This window comes from Clostridium sp. AF21-20LB, assembly GCF_003478795.1.
Lineage (GTDB): Bacteria > Bacillota > Clostridia > Lachnospirales > Lachnospiraceae > Otoolea > Otoolea fessa.
The window spans coordinates 187,712-205,228 of record NZ_QUGD01000002.1 but is presented as its reverse complement, the minus strand read 5'-3'; the positions used below and the strand labels follow the sequence as shown (position 1 = coordinate 205,228).

Genomic DNA, 17,517 nt, shown 5'->3' with positions numbered 1-17,517 from the left:
TTCTTTTTAGTGGACCAGACGGGAGTTGAACCCGTGTCCAAAAACCAATTCCCTGTTCTTCTACTATCATAGTCCGTTCTTTGACATTCCCTCTATCCTGCGGAAACGAACATCCTCAGAACTTCAGTAGTTCCTGATACGCCTGACAGTCCGGAACCCGCCTGTCATCGTTTCTCACATATTCGATGCCAGATTCTTAAAGTGTGAGTGCTCTAAGGCTGACAACTGCCAAATTAGGCAGCGTATGCTAATTTGTTGTTAGCGTTTAATTTTAAGTTTGCCATTTAACGCATCGCATGCGGATAGCTTCACCAGCTTCATGATCCCTGTCGAAACCGGTACTGGCCCTTATATTTATAGCCTTATTATCATACCATGAAAGAGGCGGTCTGTCAATGCAGTGAAAACTCAAGAGAAAAATATCTTGACAAAATAGAAACAGCTGATATAATCGAGACTGTAATGATGAACCAGAAACGGGTTTATCTATATAGAAAGAAAGTGTTGAGAAGACCAGTAGGATTGTGGAACTGGACAGAGAACGGCGTCGCAGGAAAAGCCTGAAATAACAGAGGCAGGTGGCTGTGGGTGGAAGCGTCGGACAGGAAAGCAAATCTGAATACCAGCTTTGAATGTCCCTTAATCGGGAACGGTGATTCCGTTATCATCAGAATGAAGTGGAATCGATCCGAACGATCGATTCAATAAGGGTGGAACCGCGATTAATCGTCCCTTAGTCAGAAACATCTGGCTAAGGGATTTTTGTTTCATAGGAAATTGCGTCCTATGAAACAAAAAACGCTCCGCGGGATGCGCACTCGCGCGAAGAAGCAACATGTCGCAAGCGACCGTGCTCGGCGCGAGAATGTGCCAAGACACATTCTTTCGTGGTTCTTCTGGTCAGGAAGCTTTTATTATTTCAGAACGAAAAGGAGAAAAAAGATGAAGATCACATTAAAAGATGGCTCTGTCAAAGAATATGCGAGCCCGATGTCCATCATCGACATTGCAAAAGACATCAGCGAAGGCCTGGCGAGAGTGGCATGTCTGGGTGAGGTTGACGGTGAGGAAGAAGATCTCCGTACCGTGATCGACCATGACTGTCAGTTAAATATCCTGACTGCAAAGGATGAGAAAGGTCTGGCAGCTCTGCGCCATACCGCCAGCCATGTAATGGCACAGGCTGTAAAACGCCTTTACCCGGAGACAAAACTTGCGATTGGACCGTCCATCGCAGACGGTTTCTACTATGATGTCGATCCGGCTACCCCTCTGACTGCAGAGGATCTGCCAAAGATCGAGGCAGAGATGAAGAAAATCATCAAAGAAGCACTTCCACTGGAGCGCTTTACTCTGCCGAGAAATGAAGCGATCGAGTTCATGAAGGAGAAAGAGGAGCCGTACAAGGTAGAATTAATCGAGGATCTGCCGGAGGATGCAGAGATTAGCTTCTACCGTCAGGGTGATTTTACTGACTTATGTGCAGGACCTCACATGATGAACACCAAGGGTGTTGGTAAGGCATTTAAGCTGATGAATCTGGCAGGCGCATACTGGAGAGGCAGCGAGAAGAACAAAATGCTGACCCGTATCTATGCGACCGCATTTGCAACCAAAGAGGATCTGGAAGCATACATCACAATGATGGAAGAGGCAAAGAAACGTGACCATCGTAAACTGGGCAAAGAACTTGGCCTGTTCATGATGCACGATGCAGGTCCGGGTTTCCCGTTCTTCCTGCCGAAGGGCATGGTACTGAAAAATACCCTGCTTGATTACTGGAGAGAAATCCATAAAAAAGCTGGTTATGTAGAGATTTCCACTCCGATCATCCTGAATCGCAAGCTCTGGGAGACTTCCGGACACTGGGATCATTACAAAAACAACATGTATACAACTGTGATCGATGAAGAGGATTACGCAATTAAACCAATGAACTGTCCGGGCGGCGTTTTAGTATACGCTTCTGAGCCACGTTCCTACCGTGATCTGCCGCTACGTATGGGTGAGCTTGGTATCGTTCATCGTCATGAGAAATCTGGTCAGCTTCATGGTCTGATGCGTGTACGCTGTTTCACACAGGATGATGCACATATCTTCATGACACCGGAGCAGATCAAGGACGAGATCAAGGGCGTTGTACACCTGATCAACCAGGTATATTCCCTGTTTGGGTTCAAATATCACGTAGAGCTGTCCACCCGTCCGGAAGACAGCATGGGAAGTGATGAAGATTGGGAGATGGCAACCGAAGGCTTGCGTTCCGCTCTGGAAGAGCTGGGACTGCCGTATGTGGTAAACGAGGGCGATGGCGCATTCTATGGACCGAAGATCGACTTCCATCTGGAAGATTCTATCGGAAGAACCTGGCAGTGTGGTACCATCCAGCTTGACTTCCAGCTTCCACAGCGATTTGAATTAGAGTACACCGGAGCAGACGGCGAGAAACATCGTCCGATCATGATTCACCGTGTTGTATTTGGTTCCATCGAGCGTTTCATCGGTATCTTGATCGAGCACTTCGCGGGTGCATTCCCAACCTGGCTGGCACCGGTACAGGTAAAGATTCTTCCGATCTCTGACAAATACGCAGATTACAGCAAGGAAGTTCTGGACAAGCTGACCGAGGCTGGCATCCGTGCAGAGATGGATACACGTTCCGAGAAGATCGGCTACAAGATCCGCGAGGCACAGACCCAGAAGATCCCGTACATGCTGGTTGTTGGACAGAAAGAGGAAGAAGAGAAGACCGTTTCCGTCCGCAGCCGTTTTGCGGGTGACGAGGGCGCAAGCAGTGTAGAGAGCTTCATCGAGTCTATCCAGAAGGAGATCGAAGAGAAAAACCTGCGTGAGACTGTGAAAGCAGACGAAGCTAAATAATTTTGAAAAATTAAAAAATCAGGCAGACGCATCTGTGAGATAAAATCATGGATGCGTTTGTTTTAGTTTGCACGAATAAATCCAAAAAAGAAGCAGATACTACTCCTGAATCTAAAAACCAGTAACTGTTCACAGGCAGGAATTTTCTGAACTGAAAGTTCCGTACGATACAGTTCTGGTTGCAGATTTTGCCGATTTGGAATGCGAAGTATCGGCAAAATCCCGTTACTGGTCATACATGTGTGAACAGCAACGAAAACCATGACACATTGAAAAGTGTATCGCTGAAAAGTTTGACGGCTGGATGCCGGAGGAGACTTTCGGTGATGCATGTCAGAAAACAGGAGGAAAAATCATGACAAAACTGGATTGTAGTGTAACCGGATGTATGCACAATGCGGAAAACTGCTGCTGTAAAAATACCATTCTGGTAGAAGGAAAGACGGCGCAGGATAAATGCGATACCTGCTGTGGCAGCTTCGACGAGAAGAAAGGCGGCACATTCCGCAACCTTTTTAAAACACCGGAGAGCCGTCTCGAAGTAGAGTGCGAGGCAACGAACTGTGTTTATAATACAGACCGCCGGTGCAGCGCGGAACACATCGGAATCACCGGAGGCAATGCGACAGTTTCTATGCAGACGGAATGTTCGAGTTTCCAGAAACGGTGACTGATGCGGTTTTCTTTTTTAATAGAAGAAAGATTGCATAAATATTCGAAATAAAAAATGCCGCCGGATATGGAAAATTCTGTCAGGAAGGAAGCAAAACCGGGCAGAGGTAATGATATCCGGCGGTAGTTTTTAGTATGTCCGTAAATGTATTTGCGTACGTTGCCGTCATTTGCGCAACACGTGAACCATATTTAAAAATCATTTGTAAATCTTCTCAAAAATCTTCTCAAAAATCTCGAAAAAACCGGTTGACATTCCAAAGAAACCATAGTATACTAACAAAAGCTGTGAGGAAACAACTTCACGAAGACAGGAAAGCAGGTTATCTACCTCACCTCAGCACGAGCAAGTGACTGTGGGTTCATAAATTTGAGAAATTTCCTATATTGGATTTCCTATTATGAGTAAGTGGATGGTCTGTACTGTTCACTTATTTTTTTTGACACTGAATCAACCAAAATCATCACATATCATGGGGGTGCACGACTATTAGCGAGTTAATGATTAACGAACAGATTAGAGACAGAGAGGTTCGTTTGATTGGCGAAAATGGAGAGCAGCTTGGAATCATGTCCGCAAAGGATGCTTACAAGTTAGCGAAAGAAGCGGAACTGGATTTAGTAAAGATTGCTCCGACTGCGAAGCCGCCGGTCTGCAAGATTATCGATTACGGTAAATACAGATACGAGCTTGCAAGAAAAGAAAAAGAAGCTAAGAAGAAACAGAAGGTAATCGAGATCAAGGAAGTTCGTCTTTCCCCGAATATCGATGAAAATGACCTGAATACCAAGATGAACAATGCGAGAAAATTCCTGGAAAAAGGCAATAAAGTAAAGGTTACACTTCGTTTCAGAGGTCGTGAGATGGCACATATGTCAAAGACAAAGTATATCCTTGACGATTTTGCAGAGAAGCTTGCCGATATCGCAGCCGTTGATAAACCGGCAAAAGTAGAAGGAAGAAGTATTGTACTGTTCCTTTCTGCGAAACGCTAGATATAAGGACATAACTATTATTAAGGAGGACTACACCATGCCTAAAATGAAAACAAGCAGAGCAGCTGCTAAACGTTTTAAAACAACCGGAACCGGAAAGTTAGTAAGAAATAAAGCTTACAAATCCCACATCTTAACTAAGAAATCTACAAAGAGAAAAAGAAATCTTAGAAAAGACATCGTTACTGATGCTACAAACAGCAAGGTAATGAAGAAGATTTTACCGTACTTATAAGATTCGAGGATTAAGAAGGAGGAAATAACCGATGGCAAGAGTAAAAGGCGGATTAAACGCTAAAAAGAAACACAATAGAGTATTAAAGCTGGCAAAGGGTTACAGAGGCGCACGTTCCAAACAGTACCGTGTAGCTAAGCAGTCCGTAATGAGAGCTCTTACAAGCTCCTACGCTGGTCGTAAAGAGAGAAAGAGACAGTTCAGACAGCTGTGGATCGCTCGTATCAACGCAGCAGCACGTATCAATGGTCTGTCCTACAGCAAGTTCATGTACGGCTTAAAGCAGGCTGGTGTTGAGATGAACCGCAAGATCCTTTCTGACATGGCTATCAACGATGCAGAAGGTTTCGCAAAACTGGCAGAGCTGGCTAAGTCCAAACTTGCGTAAGCAAAGAGCAGTGCGAAAAAAAGAAGCCACACACAGAAGCGTTGTGTTTACACAAAAGCGGCTGTGTGTGGCTTCTTTTTTTCATAGGGCGAATGCCCGACAGCGAGGAAAAACGAAGTTTTTTCGAGCTGCCGCACTGCGGACTAGAAAGACGTGACCAAGAAATTTTTTTTCTCCAGCCGCCCCCACGCGGCGCAGAGGAAAGCTCCCTGACATCAGCAAAAATCACAACCCACATTTCCACGATATAGAATTTACTTATGAAATTATATTAAAAAAACTATCCAGAAATCGGAAAACTTGTGGTATAATAGATAAAAATATGGCTGTGAATTATTTAATCAGCCAGGTCGCAGATAGTTGACTCATAATAAAAGTGTATTGGGAGGTATCTTTAGAATGGCAAATGAAAAGAAAAAGCCGGTTAAGATCGTGGAAACTGTCCTTCGTGACGCGCACCAGTCTCTGATTGCAACCAGAATGACAACGGAGCAGATGCTTCCGATCATCGGAAAGATGGATGAGGTTGGATACCATGCAGTAGAATGCTGGGGCGGAGCGACATTCGATGCCAGCCTTCGTTTCCTGAAGGAGGATCCGTGGGAGCGCCTTAGAAAGCTGAGAGATGGTTTTAAGAAGACAAAACTTCAGATGCTGTTCCGTGGACAGAATATTCTGGGTTATAACCACTATGCAGATGATGTGGTAGAATATTTCGTACAGAAATCAGTTGCCAATGGTATTGATATTATCCGTATTTTTGATTGTTTAAATGATATCCGCAACCTGGAGACAGCGGTAAAGGCAGCCAACAAAGAAAAAGCACACGCACAGATAGCGCTGAGCTATACACTGGGTGATGCATATACACTGGATTATTGGAAAGACATTGCAAAGAGAATCGAGGATATGGGCGCTGATTCCCTGTGTATCAAGGATATGGCAGGTCTTCTGACTCCGTATAATGCAGAGATCCTTGTAAAAGCACTGAAAGAGGCAGTTGATCTTCCGATTGATATCCATACGCATTACACCTCCGGCGTTGCAGCCATGACTTACTTAAAGGCAGTGGAAGCGGGCGCTGACATGATCGATACCGCGATGTCCCCATTCTCGATGGGAACGAGCCAGCCGGCGACCGAGGTTATGGTTGAGACCTTCAAAGGTACTCCGTATGATACCGGACTGGATCAGGAAAAACTGGCGGAGATCGCAGATTACTTCCGCCCGATGCGTGAGGAAGCGTTAAAGAGTGGTCTGATGAATACCAAGGTTCTGGGCGTTGATATCAATACCCTGCGTTATCAGGTTCCGGGCGGTATGCTTTCCAACCTGGTTTCCCAGCTGAAAGAAGCGCGCGCAGAGGATAAATACTACGATGTTCTGAAAGAGATCCCGAGAGTCCGCAAAGACTTCGGTGAGCCGCCGTTAGTTACTCCGTCTTCCCAGATCGTTGGTACGCAGGCTGTATTAAATGTCCTGATGGGCGAGCGCTACAAGATGTTCACAAAGGAATCCAAGAAACTTCTGATGGGCGAGTTCGGACAGACTGTAAAGCCGTTCGACAAAGAAGTTCAGAAGAAAGCAATCGGCGATGCAAAACCGATCACCTGTCGTCCGGCAGATCTGATCGAGCCGCAGCTTGAGAAGATTGAGGCGGAGATGAAGCAGTGGAAGCAGCAGGATGAGGATGTCCTGACTTATGCACTGTTCCCACAGGTAGCAAAAGAGTTCTTCGAGTCCCGTCCGGCAAAGAAACCGCCGGTTGAGAAACGCGAAATCCTGAAAGCGGCTGCACCGGAAGTAAAGAAAGCACCGGTGTCCACTGAGGAGATGGATGGAAACGGAATCAATACCTGGGCTGGAAGAAAAAGCGAGTCTTACCAGATCTAAGCTAAAAAGAATTTAAGGATTTTGAGCCAAAAGGAGTGCCAGAATCGGTAGAGTGTACCGGGTTGGCACTCCCTTTTTTATTTCATAGGAAATTATGTCCTATGAAACAAAAAAACGCTCCGCGAGGATGCGCACTCGCGCGAAGCAGAAACATGTCGCAAGCGACCGCGCTCGGCGCGAGAATGTGCCAAGGCACATTCTTTTTCATGCGGTCATGCATTCAAAAATCATATATCCGGAAAACATTTCAAAGCCAACCTATACTGCTTCTAAAAATTAAGGAAATCTTACAATTTCGCGCAAAGACCCCAAATTTTGCGAAGTTTTTTCGGTAAGGTTGACACATATGGTCTTTTTTCATTATAATAGATACGATTGTAAAAACGTGAAAAAGATGGAAAACAGTCGAGCGGCTGTCTGGAAATGCGGCGGCAGACAGAATAAGAATTCCGCTGCGGGGGATGAATTGCAGAAAACGCAGCAGAATGAGGAGATAGACGGATGAAAAAATGGAAGTTATTGGGGAAACGGGCGGCGGCGTTTCTGCTGGGCGCTGTGATGGCGGTCAACCCAGGGCTGGCAGGTACTGCAGCAGAGTCTTTGCTGGGGATCGTCAGCTATGCGGAAGAGAGAACCGCGTCGGTCAATGCGACAAACCTGAATGTCCGGAGTGGTCCGGGCACTTCGTATCAGGCACTAGCGAAGCTGTCCAAGGGCGCACCGGTTACAGTACTTGGTGAGCAGACGGGAACGGATGGCGTCGTATGGTATCAGATACGATATAGCGGAAGCGGCGGTGAGCAGACGGGGTATGTTTCGAGCAAATACATAAAGTTTCCGACGGCGATCAAATCGGATTCGGATTTTGAAAGCTATCTGACAAAGCAGGGATTTCCGGAGAGCTATAAACAGGGGCTCCGGGAATTGCATGCACAATATCCGAATTGGACGTTCACGGCGTTCCAGACGAATCTGGATTGGAACACAGCGTTGAAAAATGAAAGCGTGATCGGGCGGAACCTGGTTGCGAGCAGCAGCATTTCGTCCTGGAAATCGACCGAGACAGGTGCGTATGACTGGGGAACCGGAACCTGGCCGGGTTTTGACGGAAGCTCCTGGGTACAGGCGTCTTCGGATATTATCGCCTATTATATGGATCCGCGGAATTTCTTAAATGATAAATATATTTACCAGTTCATGAAACAGTCGTATGACAGTTCGCTTCACACGAAGACGGGGCTGCAGAACATGGTGAGCGGAACCTTCCTTTCCGGCACGGTGTCGGGCGGCTCGTCGGTATCGGCCGGTACGGGAAGTAGTTCAGGAAGCTCTTCTTCCGGTTCAGCGACGGGACCGGGAAGTTCGTCAGGTTCGAGCGGAAGCAGCGCCGGTCTGTCGTCTCCGATTGCTTCGATCAGCGATCATAAGACGGAGCGGGTGGCAGCGACCAATGGACCGGGCATGGCGGGAGATGGATTTTCTTCCAACAATGCAGACGGGGAGACGGCGCCGGTCAGCAGCGGCACATCGAATAAGTCATCGGGGACAACCAGCAGCACGGCTGGAACCACCAGTGGCAGTACAAGCGCACCGGGAAGCAGCACAACCGGAACAACTTCTGGTTCAACCAGCAGCGGAAGAACAAGTGCGCCGGGAAGTGGCACTTCCAGCAGTTCGGGAACTTCCACGGGAGTGGCGCAGCAGTCTGCAATCGGCACTTCCTATGTAGATATCATCATGAATGCGGCATCCGAATCGGGAGTCAATCCATATATTCTGGCGTCGATGATTCTGCAGGAACAGGGCAGCCAGGGAACCGGACGCAGTATTTCCGGAACGGTGTCCGGCTATCAGGGATATTATAACTTCTTTAATATAGAGGCATATCAGTCCGGCTCGATGAGTGCGGTAGAACGCGGACTCTGGTGGGCATCCCAGTCGGGAAGCTATCTGCGCCCGTGGAACAGCATCGAGAAATCGATCCGCGGCGGTTCGGTTTATTATGGCGAGAATTATGTGAAAAAAGGGCAGGATACGCTGTACTTAAAGAAATTTAATGTGCAGGGCAGCAACCTTTATAAACACCAGTACATGACGAACGTGCAGGCGGCAGCTGCCGAAGGACTGACGCTTTCGAAGATCACGGCATTGGCAAATACAACACTTGAGTTCTCGATTCCGGTGTATAAAAATATGCCGGCGGGCGCCTGCGTCAAACCGACGCTGGACGGCAGCCCGAACAACAAGCTGTCGGCGCTGGGTGTCGATGGATTTGCACTGACACCGACCTTTAACCGAGATACAGAGTCCTACGATCTGATAGTGGATCCGTCGGTGGCAAGCGTGACGGTAGCAGCGAGCGCGATTGATTCCAAGGCAACGATTGCCGGAACGGGAACGGTCGATCTGCAGAGCGGTGTCAATGAGATCACCGTGACGGTCAAAGCGGCAAATGGAAATCTGCGAAATTACGTCCTTCACGTAGTGCGCCAGTCAGGCGGTCCGACCTACTCAAGCTCGATTGGAAGCGGCGTTTCCTCTGGAAGCAGCTCTAGCGGTCCGGCGACGGGACCGGGCATGTCTTCAGGAAGCAGTTCAGGAAATTCTTCCTCCGGCGGTTCGGATGTGCAGATTGTCGGTCCGACCTCTTCGGGAAGCAGTCCAGGAAGCTCTCCTTCCGGGCAGTCTGCACCGGGATCGAATGTGAATGGATTTGGGAGCGGCAGTTCCGGAACCCTGATTGCGCCAAATGGGGAGTCTGTCGGGAGCGCCGGCAGTCCGCAGGGGAGCCAGTCGCCGACCAGCGCGGCGGCACCATCCCAGTCCACATCGGGAACGCATGCGGCATCGTCGGTGCGCGGGGATGTCAACGGCGACGGTAAGCTGAACATCATGGATATCCTGCTGGCACAGCGGTCGATACTGGGACTTGGAAAGTTAAGAGCGGAGGAAATCGCGCGCGCCGACCTAAATGGAAATGGAAAAGTAGATATTTTGGATATTCTTCTGATGCAGAAGAAGATTCTGGGACTGTAGGGATATTTCACGTACCTGCGGCTGGTCTTGAGAGATGGCAGCGGGTACGTGAAAATTTGTAAAGAAAGGGAACGGTGCAGATATGGGACCGTTACCAATAAAGAATATAGGACAGGGCAGTTGAATGAAAAGGTTTAAAAATATCATATTAGGTATACTTGCGGCAGGTATGCTGACGGTGGCGGCGCCGGTTGGCGGGATCAGCGCCTATGCATCCAGCGCAAAAATTTCATTTTCCGATCCGAGTGCGACGGTGGGTCAGGAGTTCAGCGTCAATGTGAAGATCTCCTCTCAGGATGGAAATCTAGGGGCATCCGACGTGGTACTTTCCTATGATCCGTCGGTCATTGAGTTTGTGAGCGGAAATAACGCAAGCGGCGGTGCAGGTTCAGTCCGCCTGGTTGGAACGATGGATTCCAATTCGACGAAGGCATTTTCCTATACGCTGAAATTCAAGGCAGTGCAGGCGGGAAATACTTCGATCTCTGTGGGAAGTTATGAAGTCTATGACTCAGATGCACAGGCAGTCACAGTTTCTAAAACGGGGACGGCGAGCGTCAAAGTAAAAGCACCGGCAACCTCCTCGGCGGAAGCGGCGCTTTCGTCCTTGAAGATTTCTCCAGGAACACTTTCCCCTGCATTTTCGCCAAATGTGACTTCCTATACGGCGCAGGTAGGAGCCAGCGTCGATAAGCTGGCGGTCAGCGCGAGTGCGAAGGACAGCAAGGCGAAAGTCCTTGTCAGCGGTGATTCCGGCTTAAAGGTAGGTGCTAATACCGTTGTCTGCAAGGTGACGGCGGAGGATGGACAGACAACTAAGAGCTACACGATCACAGTCAATAAGCTCGATACGGTCGATGTGCCGTCAGAGGCGGAGACAGGGGCTGAAACAGAGGCAGTTGGGACAACGCCGGTTGTGAAAAACGGGCTGGATGTGGAAATAGACGGCGTTTCCTATACGGTGGCGACGGAATTTGATGCCTCCCTGCTTCCGGAAGGATATACGCAGTCTACCTGTACTTATGGCGGTTCAGAGGTCCAATGTGGAAATGGCAATGACCTGACGCTTTTGTATTTGCAGGGTGCCGATGGAAATGGTGCATTTTATATTTATATACCGGAATCCGGTGTGTTATCGCCGTATGTGACGATCGATGTGACAGCAAAGTCGATTCTGGTGCTTCCACCGGATGAGTCGGTTCAGATTCCGGATGGATTTATGGAGACGACCATTCAGTTAAACGGCACGTATAAAGTGCAGGGCTGGGTGTGGAAGAGCGATGAACAGCAGAAGTATTGTGTCGTATATGGTATGAATGAGAGCGGCGAGAAGTCGCTGTATCGGTATGATATTGCAGAAAAGACCTTCCAGCGGTATTTTGAAGACCCGTCTCTGGCAACTAAATACGATGATGCACAAGTGGAAGAGATTGTAGATAAGTACAACGCACTTTGCAGGGATTATAATATCCGCTTTGTCATGCTTGCGGTTCTGGGCGTAGCGTGTGTAATCTTGTTCTTTATCGTGATCAATCTTCTGCTCAAGCGGAAAGAGTGGAGAGAGGAAGCGCAGGCAGCCGGAGGCAGACAGAGGTCCAAGCGTCGTCCGTCATCGCCGAATGCACGACCGGCGGCAGACGCACGGGTGAAACGAGGCACTGGGCGCGACAAGAGAGAAGATGGGGAAATGATGCCGGCAAGACCGGCAGCGCGGAGAGAGAAGGAGCGCATGGCAGCGGATGACAGACGCCGCCCGTCCGCAGAGCGGATGGAGGAAGGGCGTCGGAGTGCGCGCCGAACCCAAGAGACGCTGGAGACAAGACCGGTTCGCCGGGAGCGGGAAGAGGAGCGCGAGATGCAGCCGGTCCGCCGGACAAGGGAAGATGAGCGCGCGTCCCAGCCTGTTCGCCGAGAGCGGAGTATGGAGGCAGCATCGGCAGACCGCGCAAAACGGATGCCGGAGGAAAGACGCCGCCGGGAAGCAGGAAGCGAAAATCGTTCCGAACGCGTTCGTAGAGAAATGCCAGAAGAAAGCAGTCCGGCTTGTGTCCGCAGAGAGGCATCAGAAGAAGAACGTCTGCAGCGCACCCGCAGAGATGCGGCAGAGGAAAGCCATTCAGAGCGTCCGCGCAGAACTTCGGCAGACGGAAGCCGCGCAGAGCGGGAACGCCAGGCAGTGGCAGAAAGCCGACGCACAGAACGGGAACGTGCCGTTTCAGCAAAAGAAAGCCGCCTGCAGCGCGATTACACGCCTGCATCGGCGCATCGTGCGGCGAAAGAGTCTGCAGCATCGGGAGAACGCCGGAATGCGCGCCCGGCGATTTATGTGCGCCCGGCATCCCGCTCGGAGCTTTACTACACGCTGGAACGGGAGGAATACGGTGATCGCCCAACGAGATATGAGTCGGAATCAGAGCGATCCAGACGCGCCCGCGAGGCAAAAGCCCGGTTAGAGCGGGATCGGCGTGATGAGGATGGATTTGAGTATATCGACGATCCGCAGTAAATAAAAGAGGAAAAGATGGATATCTGTCCAGGAGATTTCTGGCGGGTATCTGTCTTTTCTTTTATATCGATTTTTTTGTAACAAGTTCACGTTACTGTTCACGCATACGTGCCCAGTAACGGAATTTGCCGTGGCTTCGCATTTAAATACGGCAAATTCCTGCTGCCACCACGTTTTCTTACGGCACTTTCAGTTCCAAAAGTGCCTATCCGTGAATAGTAACAAGTTCACACAATTAACACAGTTTTACAGTTGACGAAAACATCTGTTTGTTATACAATCTATATAACAAATGATAAAACAGGCGGCTGACTGTATTTAGAAACGGGGTCTGCCGTCAGAATGAAAGATGGTGGAGTATGATTGTAGAGATTGATTTTAACAGTGAGGAAGCGCTTTATATTCAGCTCATAAACCAGATCATCATCGGGATTGCGACCGACCAGATCCGGGAGGGCGATACGCTGCCATCCGTGCGCCAGTTAGCGGATAACATCGGAATTAACATGCACACGGTCAACAAGGCATATTCTGTACTGAAACAGGAAGGTTTTCTGCGTGTGGACCGCCGCCGCGGGGCAGTGATTGCACTTGACACGGATAAGATGCGGACGATCTCGGAGATGCGCCGGGATCTCAGTGTAATTCTGGCAAGAGGTGTCTGTAAAAATGTGAGCCGCGAGGAGGTTCACAATCTGGTGGATTCCATTTATGACGCATTTACAGCGGAATAGCAGGTTCCGGCTGCGGGCGATGGTTTTTGTGTATTGGAACCGTTGCGGGATGTGTATGTTGGGAGGATAAATCATGCTGTGTGAGAAATGTGGGATTCGCGAAGCGAATATTAAATATACAGAAGTGTTTAACGGCGTCAAGACAGAGCATAATCTCTGCGCCCAGTGCGCGAAAGAGATGGATCTGGGACCGTACTCGGCACTGATTGAGGGAGAATTTCCGCTTGGAAAACTGCTTTCGAGCCTTTTGGGACTGACGGATGCGTCTGCCAGCCAGGCACCGAAAGAGGATGTGGTATGCCCGACCTGCGGCACGACGTATGAAGAATTTATCAAGAACAGCCGTTTCGGATGCGCGGACTGTTATCATGTGTTTGATCCGTTGCTTGGAGAGAAAATTAAGAAATTGCAGGAAAATTCGAGCCATACCGGCAAACATCCGAAGATCCAGCCGCGCAGTCAGGCGGCTGCAGAGGTGACGAAGAAAGGAGAACTGGAATTCAGCCCGGAAGAGCAGATTAAGCAGCTGAAACGCAGGCTGGAAGCGGCGTTGCAGGAAGAAGACTATGAGACGGCTGCTGCCTGCCGGGATAAGATACACAGTCTGGAAGGAGAGATGAGACATGACGAAATGGTTTGAGGAAGTGGCGAATGATGCGTCCAATATCGTTTCCAGCCGGGTGCGTCTGTCTCGGAACTGGGAAGAATATAAATTTCCGAGTCGTCTGGAGCCGGATGAGGCGCGGACGATGATCGCCCGTTTAAAACAGAATTTCCGCGATCTGGGTGACCGGGACGGTCAGTTTTATGAATATGAAGATCTGGAATTGATGGAGAAGCTTGACCGCACCGCATTGCGGGAACGGCGGCTTTTAAACCGCACGCTGGCGGAGAAGACGACGCCGGGCGGGATCCTCTGTTCGGAGGATGAGCGGGTCAGCATGGTATTAAATGCGGACGATCATATCCGTTTACAGGTGCTGGCATCGGGACTCGATCTGCAAGAATGTTATGCAAAAGCGGATGCGCTGGATGATTATATCAACGAGAAGATTCCGTATGCATTTAATGAGAAATATGGATATCTGACGTCCTATCCGACGAATGTCGGAACAGCAATGAAGGCGTCTGTGGTCGTGCATCTGCCGTCTCTGACGATGAATAAGAAATTTCAGGAACTTCTGGGCGATATGGGACGTTTCGGCACGACCGTGCGCGGCGTTTATGGCAGAGGCAATGAAAACTACGGCGATCTGTACGAGGTAGTCAATCAGAAGACACTCGGCATCACCGAACAGGAGATTCTGGAGTTGGTAGCCAACGTGGCGGGGCAGCTCTCGGCGCAGGAAAATCAGTTCCGCGAGGTTTCTTTGTCGAGGCACCGCCTGGAGCGGGAGGATGAGGCGTACAAGTCCTACGGCGTTCTGAAATATGCGCGCCGGATGACGCTCAAGGAAGCGATGACATTTCTATCTCATGTCTGGGCGGGCATCGCGGACGGGCTGTTAAAACCGGCAGAATTTGTGAGCATTTACCGCCTGATGATCGGCATCCAGCCGGCAAACTTACAGAAACGTTCGAGCAAGCCGCTGGGACGTGAGGAACTGGAGGCAGAGCGGGCGCGGTATCTGCGGGAGGAACTGCCGAAGCTGGTGTAAAGTAAAAAGAAACAGGAGGAACAGTAAAATGATCGATCGTTTTACTCAGAAAGCCAGAGAAGCGATCCGTCTGGCAGTCGAGACAGCGCAGGAGCTGGAACACGGCTATGTGGGGACGGAGCATCTGCTTTTAGGACTGATAAAAGAGGAAACTGGCGTGGCGGCAGCGGTTCTGGCAGAACATGATGTGACAGAAGAGCGTGTCATGGAACTGATGGAGCGTCTGATAAGCCCGGCAGTGGCGACTCAGGTAGAGGGACAGATTGAGTATACGCCGGGGGCGCGCGCCGTGCTGCAGGCGAGTTATGATGAGGCGGTTTTTTTCAAAGCGCCTCTGATTGGAACGGAGCACATCCTGATTGCTATCATCAAGGATGGAAATCAACTGCGTGCCGTTTACTCAATACAATGAATGTTAATATTCAGAAATTATATGTGGATCTGATGGGGGCTATGGGCGATGATGCGCCGTCCGAGGCAGCGGAAGATGCGGCAGCAGGACGGGTGCGCCCGGAGAAAGGCAATACACCGAATCTGGACAATTTCAGCCGGGATCTGACCCAGATGGCGCGGGACGGAAAGCTCGATCCAGTCATCGGCAGGGAACGGGAAATGAAACGTGTTATTCAGATTTTAAGCCGCCGGACGAAGAATAATCCGTGCCTGATCGGGGAACCAGGCGTCGGAAAGACGGCGGTTGTGGAAGGTCTGGCACAGTTCATTGTTTCCGGCAATGTACCGGAGACGATCGCGAAAAAGCGGGTTGTCAGTCTCGATTTGTCCGGCATGGTCGCAGGATCCAAGTACCGCGGTGAGTTCGAAGAGCGGATTAAGAAGGTACTTGCCGAGGTGCGGGAGAGTGGAAATGTGCTCTTGTTTATTGACGAGATTCACACGATCATCGGCGCAGGCGGCGCGGAGGGCGCGATCGATGCCTCTAATATCCTGAAACCGTCGCTGGCGAGGGGCGAGATTCAGCTCATTGGTGCGACGACGCTGGAAGAATACCGCAAATACATCGAAAAAGATGCGGCCTTGGAACGCCGGTTTCAGCCGGTTATGGTGGATGAGCCGACGGAGGCGGAATCCATCGAGATTTTGAAGGGGCTTCGCAGCCGCTATGAGGAGCACCACAAGGTGACGATCCAGGATGAGGCGCTGGTGGCAGCGGTGCGCCTGTCTGCCCGCTATATCAATGACCGTTTCCTGCCGGACAAGGCGATCGATCTGATCGATGAAGCATCCTCGAAGCTACGTCTGACTGTATATACGGAGCCGGAGGAGATCAAAAAGCTCGAAGCGGAGATCAAAAAACTCGAAGACCAGAAGGAAGAGGCGATCAAGGCTGAAGCCTATGAGAAAGCCGGTGAGATCAAGAAGAAGCAGCAGAAAAAGCATGAAAAGATTGAAAAGATTCGTGAAAAATGGGAAAAAGAGAAAAATTCACGCAAGTTAGTGGTCGGTGAAAATGAGATTGCGGACATTGTTTCTGACTGGACGAAGATCCCGGTTCGCAAGCTGGCAGAAGAAGAGTCAGAGCGGCTGTTGAAACTGGAGTCCATTCTGCATGAGCGTGTGGTCGGACAGGAGGAAGCTGTATCCGCCGTGGCGCGTGCGATCCGCCGTGGTCGTGTGGGACTCAAGGATCCGAAACGGCCGATCGGTTCGTTTCTGTTCCTGGGGCCGACGGGTGTCGGAAAAACAGAGCTTTCCAAGGCACTCTCGGAGGCGATGTTTGGCACGGAAAATGCGATGATCCGCGTTGATATGTCGGAGTACATGGAGAAACACAGCGTTTCCAAGATGATCGGTTCGCCGCCAGGATATGTTGGCTACGAGGAGGGCGGACAGCTCAGCGAGAAGGTGCGTCGCAATCCATATTCGGTTATTCTCTTTGATGAGATTGAAAAAGCGCATCCGGATGTATTTAACATTCTGCTGCAGATCCTCGATGACGGACACATTACGGACGCACAGGGACGGAAGGTGGATTTCAAGAACACGATTCTGATTATGACCTCCAATGCGGGCGCTGAAAATATTATTTCCCCGAAGCGGCTTGGATTCTCGTCGGAGAGCGGTGAGAAAGCGGATTATGCGTTTATGAAAGAGCGCGTGATGGAGGAAGTGCGCCGGATGTTTAAGCCGGAGTTTTTAAACCGAATCGATGAGATTTTAGTATTCCATCCTCTGACGAAGGAGAATATCAAGACGATCGCGGGCATTCTGCTGCGCGGCATCAAGAAAAGGACGGAGGATCAGCTTGGAATGACGCTCACGATCACAGATGATGCGATCGATTTCCTGGCAGATAAGGGATATGATTCCAAATATGGTGCAAGACCGTTGCGCCGGACGATCCAGACGCAGATCGAGGATCAGCTTTCTGAGAAGATCCTGGAAGGCACGATCCGGAAAAAAACAGAGGTTCGGATTGAAAAAGATGGCGATCAGCTGAAATTTGAGACGGTCTAAAGGGCTGGAAGCGAAAAGACTGGTAAACCCGGTCGAAGTGTGTT

General features: G+C 49.8%; 11 protein-coding genes, 1 other RNA gene and 1 pseudogene. 12 read left to right on the top strand and 1 reads right to left on the bottom strand.

Annotated elements, in window-relative coordinates; genetic code table 11:
* Nucleotides 1-7: 7 nt before the first annotated feature.
* Nucleotides 8-348, bottom strand: a transfer-messenger RNA (tmRNA) gene (gene ssrA, locus DWX76_RS02350).
* A 594-nt stretch (nt 349-942) separates the two neighbouring features.
* Here ssrA and thrS point away from each other — a divergent pair.
* From thrS to DWX76_RS02280, 12 genes and pseudogenes are all read left to right on the top strand, one after another.
* Nucleotides 943-2,880: a threonine--tRNA ligase gene (gene thrS, locus DWX76_RS02340; RefSeq protein WP_118468734.1), complete on the top strand. Its 1,938-nt coding sequence runs from the start codon at nt 943-945 to the stop codon at nt 2,878-2,880.
* Nucleotides 2,881-3,235: 355 nt separating this feature from the next.
* Nucleotides 3,236-3,550: a DUF1540 domain-containing protein gene (locus DWX76_RS02335; protein WP_107000017.1), complete on the top strand. Its 315-nt coding sequence runs from the start codon at nt 3,236-3,238 to the stop codon at nt 3,548-3,550.
* Nucleotides 3,551-4,053: 503 nt separating this feature from the next.
* Entirely contained in the window at nt 4,054-4,548 is a 495-nt protein-coding gene (gene infC / locus DWX76_RS02330) for a translation initiation factor IF-3 (protein ID WP_107000016.1), read from the top strand.
* A 37-nt stretch (nt 4,549-4,585) separates the two neighbouring features.
* The gene (rpmI, locus tag DWX76_RS02325) at nt 4,586-4,783 is read left to right on the top strand and encodes a 50S ribosomal protein L35 (protein ID WP_022358435.1); all 198 of its coding nucleotides are present in this window, start codon (nt 4,586-4,588) and stop codon (nt 4,781-4,783) included.
* 31 nt (nt 4,784-4,814) lie between these two features.
* Nucleotides 4,815-5,171, top strand: coding sequence for a 50S ribosomal protein L20 (gene rplT / locus DWX76_RS02320; protein ID WP_022358436.1), 357 nt, complete (start codon nt 4,815-4,817; stop codon nt 5,169-5,171).
* A 399-nt stretch (nt 5,172-5,570) separates the two neighbouring features.
* Nucleotides 5,571-7,064, top strand: a complete 1,494-nt coding sequence (locus DWX76_RS02315; protein ID WP_118468732.1) for an oxaloacetate decarboxylase subunit alpha — start codon at nt 5,571-5,573, stop codon at nt 7,062-7,064.
* A 501-nt stretch (nt 7,065-7,565) separates the two neighbouring features.
* Nucleotides 7,566-10,100 (top strand): SH3 domain-containing protein, encoded by a 2,535-nt coding sequence (locus DWX76_RS02305; protein WP_118523086.1) that lies wholly within the window; start codon nt 7,566-7,568, stop codon nt 10,098-10,100.
* A 124-nt stretch (nt 10,101-10,224) separates the two neighbouring features.
* Nucleotides 10,225-12,606 carry a cadherin-like beta sandwich domain-containing protein gene (locus DWX76_RS02300; RefSeq protein ID WP_118570039.1) on the top strand — a complete coding sequence of 794 codons (2,382 nt, stop codon included), beginning with the start codon at nt 10,225-10,227 and terminating at the stop codon, nt 12,604-12,606.
* 359 nt (nt 12,607-12,965) lie between these two features.
* Complete coding sequence (locus tag DWX76_RS02295; RefSeq protein ID WP_022359631.1) at nt 12,966-13,340, top strand: GntR family transcriptional regulator; 375 nt, start codon at nt 12,966-12,968, stop codon at nt 13,338-13,340.
* 73 nt (nt 13,341-13,413) lie between these two features.
* The gene (locus DWX76_RS02290) at nt 13,414-13,980 is read left to right on the top strand and encodes a UvrB/UvrC motif-containing protein (RefSeq protein WP_107000012.1); all 567 of its coding nucleotides are present in this window, start codon (nt 13,414-13,416) and stop codon (nt 13,978-13,980) included.
* A complete protein-coding gene (locus DWX76_RS02285) occupies nt 13,964-14,998 on the top strand; it encodes an ATP--guanido phosphotransferase (protein ID WP_107000011.1) in 1,035 nt (344 codons plus the stop codon). The genes DWX76_RS02290 and DWX76_RS02285 overlap by 17 nt, the downstream gene beginning before the upstream one ends.
* 28 nt (nt 14,999-15,026) lie before the next feature.
* Nucleotides 15,027-17,473: pseudogene (locus DWX76_RS02280) on the top strand (ATP-dependent Clp protease ATP-binding subunit).
* The last annotated feature ends 44 nt before the right edge of the window (nt 17,474-17,517 follow it).

What these genes read in the sequence shown, in the direction of transcription:
- DWX76_RS02285 (WP_107000011.1), top strand. Translation starts at nt 13,964, where the DNA reads ATGACGAAATGGTTTGAGGAAGTGGCGAATGATGCGTCCAATATCGTT.
- thrS (WP_118468734.1), top strand. Translation starts at nt 943, where the DNA reads ATGAAGATCACATTAAAAGATGGCTCTGTCAAAGAATATGCGAGCCCG.
- DWX76_RS02315 (WP_118468732.1), top strand. Translation starts at nt 5,571, where the DNA reads ATGGCAAATGAAAAGAAAAAGCCGGTTAAGATCGTGGAAACTGTCCTT.
- DWX76_RS02335 (WP_107000017.1), top strand. Translation starts at nt 3,236, where the DNA reads ATGACAAAACTGGATTGTAGTGTAACCGGATGTATGCACAATGCGGAA.
- rpmI (WP_022358435.1), top strand. Translation starts at nt 4,586, where the DNA reads ATGCCTAAAATGAAAACAAGCAGAGCAGCTGCTAAACGTTTTAAAACA.
- infC (WP_107000016.1), top strand. Translation starts at nt 4,054, where the DNA reads ATGATTAACGAACAGATTAGAGACAGAGAGGTTCGTTTGATTGGCGAA.
- DWX76_RS02295 (WP_022359631.1), top strand. Translation starts at nt 12,966, where the DNA reads ATGATTGTAGAGATTGATTTTAACAGTGAGGAAGCGCTTTATATTCAG.
- DWX76_RS02305 (WP_118523086.1), top strand. Translation starts at nt 7,566, where the DNA reads ATGAAAAAATGGAAGTTATTGGGGAAACGGGCGGCGGCGTTTCTGCTG.
- DWX76_RS02300 (WP_118570039.1), top strand. Translation starts at nt 10,225, where the DNA reads ATGAAAAGGTTTAAAAATATCATATTAGGTATACTTGCGGCAGGTATG.
- rplT (WP_022358436.1), top strand. Translation starts at nt 4,815, where the DNA reads ATGGCAAGAGTAAAAGGCGGATTAAACGCTAAAAAGAAACACAATAGA.
- DWX76_RS02290 (WP_107000012.1), top strand. Translation starts at nt 13,414, where the DNA reads ATGCTGTGTGAGAAATGTGGGATTCGCGAAGCGAATATTAAATATACA.